Annotated in this window: 12 protein-coding genes and 1 pseudogene; 6 read left to right on the plus strand and 7 right to left on the minus strand. The window is 67.4% G+C overall.

All coding sequences use genetic code 11. From position 1 onward, the window contains the following. Positions 1 to 84: 84 nt before the first annotated feature. From ACIBG5_RS41715 to ACIBG5_RS41730, 4 genes and pseudogenes are all read right to left on the minus strand, one after another. Positions 85 to 645, minus strand: a pseudogene (locus ACIBG5_RS41715) (serine protease); the annotation flags it as partial. A 6-nt stretch (positions 646 to 651) separates the two neighbouring features. After that, entirely contained in the window at positions 652 to 966 is a 315-nt protein-coding gene (locus tag ACIBG5_RS41720) for a CU044_2847 family protein (RefSeq protein WP_396397633.1), read from the minus strand. Between the two features lie 251 nt (positions 967 to 1,217). Further along, positions 1,218 to 1,550: a cupin domain-containing protein gene (locus ACIBG5_RS41725; RefSeq protein ID WP_396397635.1), complete on the minus strand. Its 333-nt coding sequence runs from the start codon at positions 1,548 to 1,550 to the stop codon at positions 1,218 to 1,220. Between the two features lie 35 nt (positions 1,551 to 1,585). Continuing rightward, positions 1,586 to 2,161, minus strand: a complete 576-nt coding sequence (locus ACIBG5_RS41730) for a GNAT family N-acetyltransferase (RefSeq protein WP_396397636.1) — start codon at positions 2,159 to 2,161, stop codon at positions 1,586 to 1,588. Between the two features lie 99 nt (positions 2,162 to 2,260). On the opposite strand from ACIBG5_RS41730, the gene ACIBG5_RS41735 reads away from it, so the two are divergent. Both ACIBG5_RS41735 and ACIBG5_RS41740 read left to right on the plus strand, forming a co-directional pair. Further along, the gene (locus ACIBG5_RS41735; RefSeq protein WP_396397637.1) at positions 2,261 to 4,930 is read left to right on the plus strand and encodes an AAA family ATPase; all 2,670 of its coding nucleotides are present in this window, start codon (positions 2,261 to 2,263) and stop codon (positions 4,928 to 4,930) included. A gap of 110 nt (positions 4,931 to 5,040) precedes the next feature. Further along, on the plus strand, positions 5,041 to 5,643 hold the full coding sequence (locus ACIBG5_RS41740) for a dihydrofolate reductase family protein (RefSeq protein ID WP_396397639.1): 603 nt from the start codon (positions 5,041 to 5,043) through the stop codon (positions 5,641 to 5,643). Positions 5,644 to 5,789: 146 nt separating this feature from the next. On the opposite strand, the gene ACIBG5_RS41745 is transcribed toward ACIBG5_RS41740, so the two are convergent. Then, a complete protein-coding gene (locus ACIBG5_RS41745) occupies positions 5,790 to 6,620 on the minus strand; it encodes an LLM class flavin-dependent oxidoreductase (RefSeq protein ID WP_396397640.1) in 831 nt (276 codons plus the stop codon). A gap of 287 nt (positions 6,621 to 6,907) precedes the next feature. On the opposite strand from ACIBG5_RS41745, the gene ACIBG5_RS41750 reads away from it, so the two are divergent. Together ACIBG5_RS41750 and ACIBG5_RS41755 are read left to right on the plus strand one after the other, a co-directional pair. After that, positions 6,908 to 8,635: an ABC transporter transmembrane domain-containing protein gene (locus tag ACIBG5_RS41750; RefSeq protein WP_396397641.1), complete on the plus strand. Its 1,728-nt coding sequence runs from the start codon at positions 6,908 to 6,910 to the stop codon at positions 8,633 to 8,635. Further along, the gene (locus ACIBG5_RS41755; RefSeq protein ID WP_396397642.1) at positions 8,628 to 10,400 is read left to right on the plus strand and encodes an ABC transporter ATP-binding protein; all 1,773 of its coding nucleotides are present in this window, start codon (positions 8,628 to 8,630) and stop codon (positions 10,398 to 10,400) included. Before ACIBG5_RS41750 ends, ACIBG5_RS41755 begins: the two co-directional genes overlap by 8 nt. Here the strand turns inward: ACIBG5_RS41755 and ACIBG5_RS41760 are convergent. Both ACIBG5_RS41760 and ACIBG5_RS41765 read right to left on the minus strand, forming a co-directional pair. Further along, positions 10,397 to 11,335, minus strand: a complete 939-nt coding sequence (locus ACIBG5_RS41760) for a phosphotransferase (protein WP_396397643.1) — start codon at positions 11,333 to 11,335, stop codon at positions 10,397 to 10,399. The genes ACIBG5_RS41755 and ACIBG5_RS41760 overlap by 4 nt on opposite strands. Positions 11,336 to 11,461: 126 nt before the next feature. Further along, on the minus strand, positions 11,462 to 13,138 hold the full coding sequence (locus ACIBG5_RS41765) for a carboxylesterase/lipase family protein (RefSeq protein WP_396397644.1): 1,677 nt from the start codon (positions 13,136 to 13,138) through the stop codon (positions 11,462 to 11,464). 102 nt (positions 13,139 to 13,240) lie between these two features. Between ACIBG5_RS41765 and ACIBG5_RS41770 the strand changes: the two genes are divergently transcribed. Then, the gene (locus ACIBG5_RS41770) at positions 13,241 to 14,014 is read left to right on the plus strand and encodes a TetR/AcrR family transcriptional regulator (protein WP_396397645.1); all 774 of its coding nucleotides are present in this window, start codon (positions 13,241 to 13,243) and stop codon (positions 14,012 to 14,014) included. Positions 14,015 to 14,499: 485 nt separating this feature from the next. Next, on the plus strand, positions 14,500 to 14,976 hold the full coding sequence (locus ACIBG5_RS41775) for a DUF1269 domain-containing protein (protein ID WP_396397646.1): 477 nt from the start codon (positions 14,500 to 14,502) through the stop codon (positions 14,974 to 14,976). Positions 14,977 to 15,149: the final 173 nt, after the last annotated feature.

The following is a 15,149-nucleotide window of genomic DNA, read 5'->3' on the forward strand; positions in this document are numbered from 1 at the left end:
GATGCTTCGGCCGCCGTCAACGTCAGGTATGGAAGGGAGTGCTGACACTGGTCCGGCCCACCCACCTCTTGCCGCCCCCGGGTCGCGCGTCGCAGTCATGATGCCGACCACCGCCCGCTGGATCGGGCAGACAAGCGGTGATCCGCTGAGCCCAGGTGTGGCCTCACCTGCCGACAACGACAGGAATCCGTCGCCGTCCTCGCCGGCAAGGGTGTATGTCGACGCGGATCCGACAGACGCAACGCCTTCCTCGCGCAGGCCGTAACCCCACGCGTGTGGCAGGCAGTCGCCGGTAGGTACCTTCCCACTGAGCACTGCAAAGGAATGATCCGTCCAGTCCGGCGTCCGCACGAGCGCTAGATCCGGGAATGGCCACAAGGCTGACGGTGAGGAAGGATCCCGAGAGTCCGATCTCGCCATGGTGAGACCAGTCACCTTCGCAGGAGGCTCCGCACCGTCGCGCGTCAGCGCCCCTCGATCTGGCACGACGACGACGCGATCGCGACCCCCGAGCACGTGGGCGGCGGTCAACACCCAGCCTGAGGCGACCAGAACGCCTGAGCCGAGAGTCTCCGTCTGGTCCGCTGATTCGATCCGCACCACGAACGCGCGCAGCACAGAATCGGAGAACGTGGTGGTTGCCATGGATGTTCACCCCGGTTCTGCTTGATCGCCGGCCTTCCATGTCAGCGAGATCGAGAGTGTGGCCTCGCCGCCCCCATCCACGATCAGACCGGTCAGCTTGCCGGACTTCGCTATGAGTTTGAGACCGAAGTCGACGGTCGCCTCAGCTGGCTTCACCTTGTCCCAGATCTGACCAAGTTCGGTTGCCACCGCCAGAATGGTGTCGCGAACCCCGTCGAGACTGAGTGGCTCGTGATTCGATCCGATCGTCTGTGGGCCGCCGATGTTCACCACCTCGACGTAGAAATCCGCACCCCCGGCACTGACGAGTTGTGATGACATGGTCCCCTCCCGAGTGGTCCACGCCGGGGGCCAAACATTCATTTGAATTCGTTGCGATCAAAATGGAGTCTGTTTGCCGCCCGGCATTTCACAGTACAGCCGCTGGAGCCACATACGTACGCTGAGAAGGCCGCGCGGCCCGCTTGCCGATTCGACTGTTGCACGCAGTCAATCGGTCGACTGCGTGGCGTCGAGCCGGACTACTCTCCAGACGCCGGGATCCTGCTCACAGCTTCCTGCGCCGGTGGAGGCTAGAGCGGGCGGGAGTTGTGGTGGGCCCAGACGAGGGGGCGCTCGTCCTCGGGGACTTGGTGGAGTTCGCGTACCAGGGCGTCGATCTGTGGGGTCATCGTGACGAGGATGGTTGCCGCTAGGTCGCCGACGGTCGCGAAGGTGTGTGGGGTGCCGGCAGATACCACGAGGAACTCGCCGGCGCCCAGGCGCCGTACGTCGGCTCCGAGCGTCACATCGAGCTCGCCGGTGAGGACGACGAAGCCCTCGTCCCCGCGGTCGTGGACATGCAGCGGAGCCTGTGGGAAGGGGTGTGGCGTCAGGTCCCAGCGTCGTATGACGAAGTCGGCCATGGCCAGACGCTATCGGCTCCGAGGGGCCTCGACTGCTACTGCTGCCATTCGTGGGCGAGGAGGCCGTAGAGCACGAGGTCGCGTCGTTCGTTGGGGAAGACTGCGGCCTCGCGCAGTACGCCTTCCTGGGTGAAGCCCATGCGCTCGGCCACGTTCCGGCTGCGGGTGTTGTCGACGGTGGTGCACAGCCCGACTCGGAGCAGGCCGAGCGGCCCGAAGGCGTGATCGAGTACGGCGGTGACGGTCCGGCTGACGAGTCCACGGCCGACGAAGTCCGTGTCGAGCCAGTAGCCGATCTCGGCCGACCGAGCCTGACGGTTGATCTCGAGTTGCGCCCAGCCGACCAGGCGCCAGCCGTTGTCCGCCTTCACCGCGATGGACAGCGGCAACAACGATCCGTCCAGCCAGCCCCGCCCAGCCTCCTCCAGGTTCGCGCGGGTCTCCTCGAGCACCGGTGGTTCCTGGTACGCGTCCCCGAACCACTGCGCCAGGCGTTGATAGTTGGCCTCGACCAGAGCGAAATGCGCCTCCGCGATCGCGGCCGTGCGTGGGATCAGTACGGCGTCGTCGCCTAGCGGCCAGGTGAATTCCGCAGCGGTAACAGTGGACACAGCTGCTCCGATCGCAGGGTTTGGTGGGGTGCCCGGCAGGATTCGAATCGGCGATCATGCTCGCATATGTAGGCCTGTTGTTGGGGTTACGCTGCTGCGGTGCTGGTGGGGCGGGCAGTTGAGCGGGCTTCGGTGGAGCGGGTGCTCGCCGAGGCCCTTGACGGCCGGTGTGGGTCGTTGGTGGTGCGGGGTGAGGCCGGGATCGGCAAGACCGCGCTGCTCGATCACGCGGCGGCTGCTGCTGACGGCATGCGAGTACTGCGGGTTGTCGGTATCGAATCCGAGGCGGAGCTTCCGTTCGCCGGTCTCCAGTTGATGCTCGCCCGTTTCGCCGATCGCTTCGACGCGTTGCCCGGCCGCCAAGGTCAGGCACTGCGGACCGCGTTCGGCGCGAGCACCTTGCCGGGTGGGCCGCCGGCCGTCGGCGCGGCTGTGTTGACGTTGCTCTCCGACCTGGCCGAGGAGCAGCCACTGCTGTGCCTGGTCGACGATGCGCACTGGTTCGACCGGTCCTCGATCGACGCGCTGCTGTTCGCCGTACGGCGCCTGCACACCGACCCAGTCGCGATGATCTTTGCCGCGCGGGACGGCGACCGACCGTTCCCTGCGGCAGGGCTGCACAGCATCGCCCTCCAGCGACTGGGTCAGCCGGACTCGACTCGGCTGCTGGCCAGTGTTCGTACGTTGCCTCGGGAGGCAGCCGAGCGCGTACTCGCGGAATCCGAAGGGAACCCGCTGGCCATCCTGGAGTTGGCGGCGAGCGATCGCGCAGATCGTCCGTCCGCGCCAGTCACCCCACTGCCGGCCAGCGGACGCTTGGAGGAGCACTTCCGTCTGCAGGTTCGCGCACTGCCGGAGAACGCGCAGCGAGCGTTGTTGCTTGCCGCCGCCGACCACACCTCAGAGCTCCAAGCGTTCTCGGCCGCCGCCGCGTCCCTGGGTCTGGCCGCCGCGGACCTCGAGCCGGCCGAGCAAGAGCGACTCGTCCGGGTGACCTCCGACTCCGTCGAGTTCCGGCACCCGTTGATCCGGTCGGCGGTCTACCAGGACGCGCCGTTCGCCCAGCGAGTGGCCGCGCACGAAGCGCTGGCCGACTCGTTCTCGGACCCACGTTATGCCGACCGGCGCGCCTGGCACCTCGCCGCCGCGGCCGGTGGCACCGACGATCTGGCCGCGGCGGAACTCGAACGCGCCGCGCTCCGTGCGGTCGGGCGCGGCGGCCCGGCGTGCGCGGCGCGAGCGCTGGAGCGGGCCGCACAGCTCAGCAACGACCGCGCCGACCGCGCCAGGCGTCTTGTCGGAGCCGCCCGAGCGACGTACGACGCGGGTGGGCTCGATCATGCGGCAGAGTTGGCCGCGGCCGGCGGCACGCTGACCAGACAACCCAGCGAACAGGCCGAAGCCGCTTGGATTCGAGCCCAGGTGGCGTACGAGCGCGTCTCTCCCGCTGAGGCGAGTGCGCTGTCTCTCGCCGCCGCAGTACCGATCCTGTCGACCGATCCGGACCGTGCTGTCTCCATCCTTGCCGAAGCGACGTGGTGCGCGCGCGACGCGGCCGATCCCGTCCTGCTTGGTCGTTGCGCTGAGCAACTACAGTCGATCCACGGTGGCCTGGCCGAGGCGTTGATCGGCTTCACCGACCTGTTGCTCGGAAACATCAAGCCCGCGGTCGCATCGATGCGGACGCTGCTGCCCGCTGCGCTCGAGCTGGACGCCACGCTCGACCGGCTGACAGCTGGGTACATGGCCGTGCTCATCGGCGAGGACACCTTGGCGCTCAAGCTCCTCGAGAGCCACGTCGCCGCATTGCGCCTCGACGGTGCGCTCGGCTGGCTCCCCTATGCGCAGGAGCCACTCGCGCTCGCGCAGTTGGTGACCGGCCGCTTCCAGGACGCGGAAGCGACGGTGACCGAAGCGATCGAGCTGGCGACCGACCTCGGTCAGGACCTACAGGTCGTCGTACTGACCTCGATCTCGGCCTGGCTTGCCGCAGTTCGCGGTGACGCCTCAGCCGGCGCGCAGGCAGACCTGGTCCTCGCCGATACCAGGCAGCACCGGATGTCGGCAGCCCTGGTGACCTGGGCCCGTGCGTTGGTCGATCTCATGGCTGGTCAGCCCGCTGACGCCCTCGACCGGCTGGAGCGAGTCTGCGACGGCCCATCCGGACGGGACGTGGCCGTGCGCGCAATCCCCGATCATGTCGAGGCCGCCGTACGGGCGGGTGAGACCGATCGCGCGCAGCGGTACCTCCCGGCGCTGATCGAGTGGGCGACAGAATCGGGCAACCCCGCGGCACAAGCGCTCGTACTGCGGTGCGAGGCGTTACTCAGCGAGGGACCCCAGGCACAGCAGGCGTTCGAGGCGGCGCTCCGTCTCGAAGGGTGCGGACCGTACGACCGGGCGCGCACTTCCCTTGCGTACGGCGAATGGCTGCGACGCAATCGCCGTCGTACGGCGGCCCGGGCCCAACTGACGGAGGCGCTCGGTACGTTCGAGCGGATCGCGGCGTACGGCTGGGAACGACGCGTCCGCACGGAGCTCACCGCGCTCGGCGACACCGCTCCGGAGCCGGTGGCCGGTCTCGGTGGTGTCAGCCAGCTCACCCCGCAGGAGTTGCAGGTCGTACGCCGAGCCGCGCAGGGCATGAGCAACCGGGAGATCGCGGCCGAGTTGTTCCTCAGCCCTCGCACCGTCGGTCATCACCTGTACAAGGCGTATCCCAAGCTGGGTGTCAGCAGACGCTCGCAGCTCGCCGGACTGACGCCGTGACTCATCGGCACCGACCGTCGCGTGCGCCAGCACCAGTCATCTGACTGATTCGGAGCGGGCGGTCCTGCTCCTAACGTCAGGTCCAGTACCTGCACACCAGGGAGGATCTGATGGCTAGAACGATCATGGGAGCGATTGTCTCCTTGGATGGCTACATGGCCGACGACAGCGACGGAGTCGGTCCGCTGTTCGACTGGCTGGGCAACGGGGACGTGAGTTGGTCGTTCGAAGGCAGCGACGACACGGTCAGCACCACCCAGGCGTCGGCCGACTTCACGCGCAACCAGTACAAGGACATCGCGTGCGTCATCATGGGCCGGCGCCTCTTCGACCTCACCAACGGCTGGAACGGCGTACCGGCCGCCGGCGAGCACGTTTTCGTGGTCACGCACGAACCACCGAAGGACTGGGAGCATGCCGGTACGGCGCCGTTCACCTTCGTCGGCAGCGTCGAGGAAGGCATCAAGGCCGGGCGGGAGTACGCCGGTGAGGACCGCATCGTCGACGTCGCCGCCGGCCAGATCGGCGGACAGGCGTTGCGGCTCGGCCTGATCGACCAGGTCGTCGTCAACCTCGTCCCCGTGGTGTTCGGCTCGGGCCGCCCGTTCTGGGCGACCGGTCCGCTGTCCGAGCCGCTCATGCTCGACAACCCGTCGCAGATCGTCCAAGGCGACCGCGTCACACACCTCGTGTACGACGTACCGAAGCGCTGAGGTCCACACGGCCAGGCCGGCGGCCTGGAGGGGTGGACCCGGAGACCAGCCGGGACGCGATCACCGAGAAGCTCTCGGCCAACTGACGATCAGGTCGAACGCAGAGAACCGCATCCAGCCGGGGGGGAGGGGCTGGCCAGTCGCGGTCACTGTCCGGTCAGTTCGGCGACGACAGGAGCGAGTGCGTCAACGGCGTTCGCGCCGATGACGATATATGAGAAGCCGCCCTCCTCACGTCGTCGCAGGATTTCTTCGGTGGCTGCCGTCGGGTCACTTGGCAGCACCAACAGCGAGTCCGCTGCGCGCAACGCGGCGGGATCCGTGTCTGGGGGTGCCATGAACGGGGAGACCTCGTCGCCGACCACCGCCACGTGGTGCGCCAGTTCGAGGTCTCCGAGTGCGCGAAACTCGGTCGCCAATCGCACTATGTCGGCCCGAGAGTCGCCCGGCATTGTGGCGAAGGTGACCGTGTCCGCCAGGTCGGCCGCCAGCGCTTGCGCCTTCGGGCCACGCACGGCCATCACCACCGGCGTACGGAGATCCGGGCCGTCGAGTTCTCTGAGCGACGTGACGGCGTCGCGCACCTGAGACAACCGCTGGCCCGGTGTCACCACCGGAAGGCCCAACTCACGCAGTTCGTCCTCGATCCCGGGCCTGCCGACGCCGATGCCCATCTCGAAGCGACCTTCAGTAAGCACCGACAGTGAGTGCGCCTCCCAGGCCAAGCTCCAGGGCGTGCGCAGCGGAGAGGCATACACCCACGTACCCACCCGCAGGTCGGCGAGAGTTGCCGCGACAGCCAGCGTGGGACCGGGCGCCGGCTGCCACTGCTGAACGTCGGGCATCAGGAGTGTCGAGAAACCGCTGTCGGCAATACGGCGCACCTGGTCTCGCCACGCCGGCAGCTCAGTTCTGATCGGAGCAAGAACACCGAATCGGAATTTTCTCGCTCCGCCGGTCGCCCTGTCGTCGGTCATCGTCGCTGTCCTCTCGATTCATGTCGGCCGAGCCCTGTGCCCGGTCTCTACATCACATCGAACGGGCTCGGGCAGATCCGACAACCACACGCCGCCAATCTCGCGCGGCGCGCTCACGAGGCTCAGGGTGGTCGGCGGCGAGTTGTTGACTGGAGATCCCGTTTGTGAATCGGATCACAAATTCGTTTCCCCGGTTGATGCATTGCTGCGAGGATCTGCGCATGGCCAGCGGCGGTGCACGGCAGCGGAGGTGGCGGACGGCTGCTGTTCGCGAGTGGCTGGACAGGATGACCGAGACATGGATCCCGCCGGCGCACCGTGATCTGACCAGCCCCTGGCGCTTCCTCTTCTGGCTTACTCGATCGCAGCCGCGGCGGGTCGCGACGGGTGCGATGTTGGGCACCGTCTGGATGGTCGGCTTGGCGGTGCCACCGTGGGTGCTGTCCCGTGCGGTGGATGACGGACTTGTCGCCGGCGATACTGCCGCCCTCGTCGAGTGGGCTCTGGTCCTGCTCGTGGTCACCGTGCTGAACGCGCTCTTGGGGATCGCTCGGCATCGCACGATGACCAAGATCCGGATGGACGCATCGTTTCGCTCGGTCCGGGCAACGGTGTGGCACACGTCCCGCTTGGGTGCCTCGCTGACGCGTCGCGTGAGTGCTGGGGAGGTGGTGACGGTCGGCATCGCCGACGTGTACACGGTTGCGATGGCACTGACCGTCACGGGTCCCGGCGTTGGCGCGGTGGTGGCGTACGCCGTCGTCGCCGTCGTACTGTTCACGATTTCGCCGTTGCTGGCCGCGGTGGTCCTCGCCGGAGTTCCGTTGCTCGCTGTCGCAGTGGGCCCGTTCCTGCAGCGCATCGAGCGCACCGGCGGCGAGTATCGCGTGCACCAGGGGCAGCTGACGACCCGCCTGGTCGATGTCCTGGCCGGGCTACGAGTGCTCAACGGCCTTGGCGGGAAGGGGGTTGTCGCCGAGCGGTACGGACAGCAGTCGCAGGGACTGGTGCATCGTGGCTACCGGGTCGCCGGGCCCTCGAGTTGGGTCGGCGCATTGTCGACAGGACTGCCCGCGCTGTTCCTGGCCGCGGTGGTGTGGCTCTCGGCGCGAATGGCTGCGACCGGCGACATCAGCATCGGAGATGTTGTCGCCGTCTACGGCTACGTTGCCGTTCTGGTCGTGCCGGTGTCCGCCTTCATCGAGGGCGGAGGTGACATCGCCCGTGCGCGGGTGGCCGGTCAACGAATCATCGACCTGCTCAACCTGCCGGTGACACGCGACAACGACCGCGACGCGGCGATCATCCCCCCTGACGGTGGGCCGTTGGCCGATCCACAATCGGGGGTCGTGATCTATCCCGGACGGTTCACCGCGCTGGTCGCTGCCCGCCCCGCGGAGGCAGTCGCCGTGGTCGAAAGGCTTGGGCAACTGAGCACCTATCCCGAGGCCGGTGCGACCTGGGCCGACGTACGGATCGATGATGTTGCTCGCAGCGAGTTCAGGCGCCGGCTGGTTGTCGCCGACAACCACGCCGAGGTGTTCGCCGGCACGGTCCGCGACATCGTTGCGGGACGCCTCGAGCCTGACGACGACCGAATCCAGGCGGCCCTGCACACCGCCGTGGCCGAGGACGTCGTGGACGCGTTGTCCGGCGGTCTGGACGCGTCGATCGCTGCCGGCGGGAGTGACCTTTCTGGTGGCCAACGGCAACGGATTCAACTCGCCCGCGCCATCTATGCCGCACCCGAAGTCCTGCTCGCCGTCGAACCCACCTCCGCGGTCGACGCCAACACCGAAGCAGCCATGATCGACCGGCTCCGCGAAGCCAGACGCGACTCGACCACGGTGATCACCACGACGTCACCGCTGGTTCTGGACCGTGCCGACGTAGTCATCGTCCTGGTCGATGGTCAGACGTCGTCAGTCGGGACACACGCCGAACTCCTGCGCAGCGATCGCGGCTATCGAGACTTGGTATCCCGTGCACAGGGCGATCAGGAGAGCCATGAGTAGGCAGCTGCCGATCGCAGGCACCCCCGAGGTCCGTGCAGCGGCGCTCCGCGACCTGCGCGCAGACCGGGGTGCCGTGGTCGGGATCGTCTGTGTCAACGGGCTTGCCGCCGCAGCTGGGCTGGTAGGTCCGTGGCTGCTCGGCCGAATCATCGACACGATCCAAGCCGGCGGCAGTGATGTGCTCAGCCGGGTGGACCGCCTCGCCTTCGGCGCATTGGTGTTCACGATCGTGCAGACAACCCTGACCTGGTGGGCGCTCAAGATCGGCTACCGGTTCGGCGAACGCACAGCGGCACGGGTTCGAGAACGATTCTTGAAACGCACCCTGGCATTACCACCACGAGTCGCAGACCATCTGCCTACCGGCGACCTGATCGCCCGCGGAAGCACAGACGCATCCGTGGTGGCCATGACCTTGCGGTACGCCGTACCCGAGGTCCTCGTCGCCCTCGTCCACGCCCTGTTCCTCGTCGTCGCCGTTGTCGTCCTGGATCCATTGCTCGGACTGTGTGGGCTCGCCTGCCTGATCGGCGTCGCAGGGGCGGTGCGCTGGTATCTGCGACGCGCCAGACCGGTCTATCTAGCGGTCGCAGCGACCGGAGCAGAACTGGCCGACGTCGTCGCCAGCACCGCCAAAGGCGCCCGAACGATCGAACTGCTCGGTCTGGAGCAGCGCCGAGCACAGGCCACTGAGTCAGCCGTCACTCAAGCCCGGTCCGCACGCCTAGGGGCACTTTGGCTGCGAACGGTGCTGTTTCCGTGGGCGGACGTCTCACTGGCACTGCCAGTGGTCGGAGTCCTCCTGGTCGGCGGTGCACTGGAGGCCGACGGTGTGGTCAGCCTCGGCGTGGTGGTGACGGCGACGGTGTATCTACGCCAGCTCGTCGGCCCGCTCGACACCCTGATGCTCTGGATCGAACAACTACAAGGCGCTGGCGCCTCCTACGCCCGCGTCGAAGGGCTGGCCGACGTTCCCGACGAGGAACGCAAGCCAACCACGCACGTCGGCGCCGCCGAGGACGGCGACCGGATCCAGGTGACCAACGCTCGCTACAGCTACACCGACGATCGCGACGTGCTGCACGGAATTGATCTGTCCGTGCAGCCCGGAGAACGGTTGGCCATCGTCGGCACCTCCGGAGCAGGGAAATCGACGCTCGCCCGTCTCCTTGCCGGCCTCGACCGTCCGCACACCGGGTCGGTGACCATCGGCGGTACACCCGTTGCCGACCTGCCACCCGACGAGCTGCGCGAACACGTCGTACTCATCACCCAGGATCATCACGTCTTCCACGACACCGTGCGCGACAACCTGCGCATCGCCCGACCGGACGCGACCGACGAGGAGCTGTACGCCGCCTTGGACGCCGTCGGAGCCGCGTGGCTGAACGACCTACCCCACGGGCTGGACACCGAGATCGGCGACGACACCACCCTCGACGGCGCCAGCGCCCAGCAACTCTCGCTGGCACGAGTCGTCCTCGCCGATCCGCACACGCTGATCCTGGACGAAGCCACCGCACAACTCGACCCCAGAACAGCACGCCGAACAGAACAATCGCTGGCCGCCGTACTCCGGGGTCGTACCGTGATCGCGATCGCCCATCGCCTTCAGACCGCGCACGACGCCGACAGGATCGCCGTCATGGAAGCCGGTGAGCTCGTCGAGCTCGGTACTCACAGCGAACTCGTCAGCGCAGGACGCGTCTACGGCAAACTCTGGAAGTCATGGCACGCAGAATCCGACGGCCAGCCTGGTCTCTAGGTGGTGGTTCGCGTCCAGTCGGGTCGGTTCAGTTCCACGGTGAGGTCGTCGAAGGCGACTCGGTCGCTGTCGCTTCCGGTGTGTGGCCTGTTGAACCAGTCCGCGTACTGCGCCAGCTCCTCCAGTCGCCACTCCAGGTCGAACAGCTCGATCATTTCCCAGTTCGGAGCGGCCAGTTCGGCGTACCCGGAGCCGACCAGAGTGCCCAGGTCACGCTCCCGCGGTGCTCGGGCCAGCGATTCCCAGTCGACGAAGACAATCCCCTCGTCGGTGACGACCTGGTTGGCGGTGTGCGGTTCTCCGTGCGTCGGCACCCACGGATGTTCTGCGGCCCGGCGAGCCAGTTCGTGGTAGCTCTCGGTCCAGCGCCGAATCGCGTCGATCCGCCGAGCCAGAGCGGTCTGGGCACGCTCGCCGTACGGACCGGTCTGCCATGGGCTGCGCAGCAGGTCGGCCAACGAGTCGCCGAAATCCTCTCCGACCCGGGGTCGCCAGCTCGGGATGCCCGCGGGCGGGGTGGTGGCGTGCAGGCGCGCGAGCGCTTCGGCGTTCTGCCGAGCCAGGCGGTCGCTGTCGATGGCGCCCGAACCAGCCGGCTCCCCGTCCAGCCATGGCACACAGCTCAGACTGCCGCCGGCCAGGGGAGCCGTGGAGCGACCCTGGCGATTGCGTATGGATGCCGCGACGAACTCGAGCCCGCCCCCGGCCAGCTCGCCCGCCGCGGTATAGGCAGCCTCGAGCGACTCCGCGGAATGGCGTCGGCCGAGGCTGTCGAGCGTGACGAACAGGCGCGGCATCCCGGCGTACGAGACCCGCCAATGGTGCGCGCCGAAACCGACCGGCAGATGTTCAATCGCGTCGACGTCAATCGCCCAGCCCGTTCGCACAGCATCGAGCACCGCCTCGACCGAAACGACGTCCGGCGCCTCACGCATGAGTTCCATCCCTCAATGGGTGCCACCAGCAACGTGGCTTGACCTCGATTCGCACCACATCCCCACGCTCCAACCCACCTCGCCTGTCGCGGCCAGATCGTCACGTGGCGGAGGTGATTGATCAGGTCAGGAGTCTATTGAGGTCCAGAAGGCGCACTGGTGTTCCTGGGCCAGGTCGGCTGAGGCGATTCTTGCCGGGGCGAGTGACTGGACGTGGTCTTTGTTCTGGAATGGCTGCCACCGTGGCTGACCCGGACCGTTCGGGTTCCCGGTGCGTGCGAACTGCGTCCAGTAGCGCATCATCGTCGCGGAGAGTTGATCCTGCGCGGGTGTGCTCAGGCCCGGGAGTTGCTCGTCGGTGAAGAGGTACTGCAGTTCGGCGCCGTGGAACGCGCCAGTCGGGAAGTTGGGTTTCGGGAGCGTGCTGAACCACGGAGCAGTCTCGTCGGCAAACTCGTACGCATACAGCGGTGTCTGCGCGGCGAGTGCGCGATCTCGATCGAGGACCGGGCAGCCCCACGCCCAGTCGGTGACGACGGCCGACAGTGCCTCGCCGGCCAAATGGAACTGTTCGACGGGATAGCGGGCCAGGATCCGGGCGGCGTCCGACTGGTCGAACAGCGTGTGGATTTCTTCGCTGTAGCTTGCCGGGGTCGTCACCTGACCGGTTGCTGTTTCGATTGCCGCGGTGAACAGGCGGTGCTCGTCCCGCGTCGTCCCCTGGATGATCGGTACGTGGGTGAAGCGGCCGGTTGCAAAGGCGCGATCCGGGCTGACAGGCAGTACGCCACCACCAACGGTGGGTCCTGATCCGACCCCGTCGTCAGACCACTTGCTGAGCTCGTCCGTAGGTTTGGCCCGCAGGCAGGCCGCAGCGGTCCCCGGGGCGGAGCAGCCGACCTTGGCCGCGACATCGAGGCCGTGCTGCTCGCGCTCGGAGCGTGGCAGCGGAAACCAGGTCGGCGGTCCGGGCGACCACTTCTGCCCGGTGCATTCAGCGCTCTGCAGGATCGCCTTCTGGAACAGCCCTGTGGATCCCGGCGCGACCAGATGAGAACAGACGCTGGTGCCTCCAGCGGACTCACCGAAGATCGTGACATTGCCCGGATCGCCTCCGAACGACGCCGCGTTGCGCTTGACCCACCACAACGCAGCCTGCTGATCTTCGAGGCCGAAGTTCCCCGAGAGCTGCCGAGCTCCGCCGTGGTCCAGCGCCGGATGGGCGAGGAAGCCGAAGATGCCCAGCCGGTAGTTGGGGCTGACCACGACGACCTGGCCGCTGTTCGCCAACTGCTGTGCGTCGTACAGGCTGCCGGCCCCACTGATGAAGCCGTTGCCGTGGATCCACACCATGACCGGCAGCTTGTCTGCGCCGCTGTCGCGTGGTGTGGTGACGTTGAGGTAGAGACAGTCCTCGGTAGTGCTGGCCTCGTCGATCAGCCCTTCGGCCTGGGCACAGCGATTCCCGGCCTTGGTGGCGTCCCGGATGCCACGCCATGACGCGGCCCGTTGCGGCGATGCCCAGCGGAGCTCGCCGACCGGCGGGGCGGCGTAGGGAATTCCTTGGAAGAGCCGGGCATCCGCGGTGAGCGTGCCGCGTACTGCGCCGGCGTCCGTCGAGACCACGGTGTTCGCGGGAGTCTCCGGCGTACCACGGCTGTTCGTCGTGGCTTCGGCCGTGCCCCCACAGGCCGCCGCCGAGCTCGAGAGCAATGCCGCGGTCAGCAGCAATCCGAGCCGGCGAGAAAGGTCGAACCGCGGTCGTCGCCGACCCGGTCCGTCGTGGTGATCCTGCTGTCCCATATCGCATCCTCAGGTGTATTCGTGTGTGGGCCCCACTAATATAAAGTGTAAGGTGCACACGAAGTCAAACACCGAGTTTCGCGGGCGTGGGGAGCCGACCTGATGCCGTTGACCGACGATGCGCACCTGCCACCGGGGCTCGTGCTGGCGTGGGGCCTGCCCGCCAAGTCGAACAAACTCGGCCGGAAGCCGACGCAGAGCGTCGAGCGGATCGTCGACGCAGCCCTCGAGTTGGCCGATGCCGACGGGTTCGCCGCGTTGTCGATGCCCAAGATCGCCCAGAAGCTCGGGCTGACCGCCAACGCGATCTACAGGTACGTCAGGTCCCGCGACGAGCTGCTGGTGCTGCTCGGTGACGCAGCCTGGGGTCCGGCACCGGACCGGGTCGCCGACGCACGGGACTGGCGAGCCGCAGCGACCGTCTGGACGCAGGCGATGGTCGACCGGTGCGACGTCCACCCATGGCTCTGCGATCTCCCCATCCGCGGAGCGCCGGTGACGCCGAACCTGCTCGGCTGGGCAGAGGCGATCCTGAAGGTGCTGACCGGTGCCGGGCTGAGTCCCACCGAAAGCCTGTCGTGCGCGTTGCTGCTGGACGGCTATGCCCGGCGGATCGCCAGCGCGCGTCGCGATCTGCGCGACAGCACCACGACGTCCGTCCAGCCGGCAGCGGTGTCACGATTCCTGGAACCTCGGCTGCACGAACTCGGATACTCGATCCTGGCCACCCTGATGACCGGCAACCAGTACACCGACGAGATCCACGACGCCGACGTGAGCTTCGGCCTCGACCGAATCCTGGACGGCATCGACGTACTGATCGCACAGAAGGCGTCGACGCGCCGGCACCAGAGATCCACGGACCGCGCGACGTAGCGGCAGCCTCAGAGGCTGGCGGATCGGTTCTTGGATTTCGAGCTCCGGCAGCATCCGCCGGAAGCTGGTCGGACGGGCCGCGTCGAGGTAGAGGTCCGGAAGAGGCTAAGCCCGGCGCGCTGCAGAATCCTCGACAACGGCGGGCGAGTGCAGCAACCACCAGCGTGTTGCGCCGCGACGGCGACGGCGACGGCGGCGGTGATGGTGGATCGTTGGCCCTCTCTGCTCATGCAATGGCGTCCGTGTCGTCACTCATCGGCCCGTCCCCTCACCGTGCGTCGCAGTCCCCGTCCGCCGGGCAGCACGCTGGGAGACGCAGCTTGAGCCTGGCGAAGGTCGAGAAGCGTGGGCTAGGTGGCTGCCAACCGTGGTCTAACGGTCACCGTGACCGGGATCGCCCGTTGGGGGTGAGGCGGTACGCCTGGCCGGTGGACTAGAACGGGAATGTCGCGGATCTGCGACATGCCACCTATAGAGGAAATCCCATGGGAAACAAGATCGTTGTGTTGGCAGTATTCGCGAACGAGGGCGCGGCGGATTCCGCGGCGCAGAGCCTCAAGGACTCCGGGCTCGCCAGCCATGATGCGATCGGCGTTCTCGTCCTCAACGAGAAAGGTGAGGTCAAGACCGAGAAGGTTGGCAAACGCAGCACTGGCAAGGGGGCCGGCATCGGTCTGGCGCTGGCCTTGTTCACCCCGGTCGGCCTCGCTGTCGGAGTGGTCGGCGGTGGACTTGTCGGCGCGCTGCACCACAAGGGCCTCGGCCTGGACAAGGCCGACCGTGAACGCCTCGGATCCGCGCTCACCGATGGCAAGGCCGCCGTCGGGGTGCTGGCGCCGGTGAGCGAAGCGGACGCCGTCTCGACCAAGCTGACAGATCTGGGCGGCACGACGGAGTCACACACAGTGTCCGACGACGATCTCGAGGAAGCCCACCAAGCCGCCACCGCCCCCACTCCCTAGTCCCGTTGCCGCCGTCCTCTGACGCCGACCATCCAGCCGCATCCTCAAAGACAGCATCAGGGCCACCCGCAAGCTCACTCGCCTGGTCGACGGCGAGCACCAGATGATCAGCTCGCCGCTACTGGTCGTCCCGGTGCCGTACGCCGGTGAGCGCACCCGAGCGTCTAGCTTCA

The organism is Kribbella sp. NPDC050241 (assembly GCF_044459685.1).
Taxonomy (GTDB): domain Bacteria; phylum Actinomycetota; class Actinomycetes; order Propionibacteriales; family Kribbellaceae; genus Kribbella.

Coding starts and splice junctions, on each gene's coding strand:
- ACIBG5_RS41720 (WP_396397633.1), bottom strand. CDS start 966: ATGTCATCACAACTCGTCAGTGCCGGGGGTGCGGATTTCTACGTCGAG.
- ACIBG5_RS41725 (WP_396397635.1), bottom strand. CDS start 1,550: ATGGCCGACTTCGTCATACGACGCTGGGACCTGACGCCACACCCCTTC.
- ACIBG5_RS41740 (WP_396397639.1), top strand. CDS start 5,041: ATGGCTAGAACGATCATGGGAGCGATTGTCTCCTTGGATGGCTACATG.
- ACIBG5_RS41745 (WP_396397640.1), bottom strand. CDS start 6,620: ATGACCGACGACAGGGCGACCGGCGGAGCGAGAAAATTCCGATTCGGT.
- ACIBG5_RS41750 (WP_396397641.1), top strand. CDS start 6,908: ATGACCGAGACATGGATCCCGCCGGCGCACCGTGATCTGACCAGCCCC.
- ACIBG5_RS41755 (WP_396397642.1), top strand. CDS start 8,628: ATGAGTAGGCAGCTGCCGATCGCAGGCACCCCCGAGGTCCGTGCAGCG.
- ACIBG5_RS41760 (WP_396397643.1), bottom strand. CDS start 11,335: ATGCGTGAGGCGCCGGACGTCGTTTCGGTCGAGGCGGTGCTCGATGCT.
- ACIBG5_RS41765 (WP_396397644.1), bottom strand. CDS start 13,138: ATGGGACAGCAGGATCACCACGACGGACCGGGTCGGCGACGACCGCGG.
- ACIBG5_RS41770 (WP_396397645.1), top strand. CDS start 13,241: ATGCCGTTGACCGACGATGCGCACCTGCCACCGGGGCTCGTGCTGGCG.
- ACIBG5_RS41775 (WP_396397646.1), top strand. CDS start 14,500: ATGGGAAACAAGATCGTTGTGTTGGCAGTATTCGCGAACGAGGGCGCG.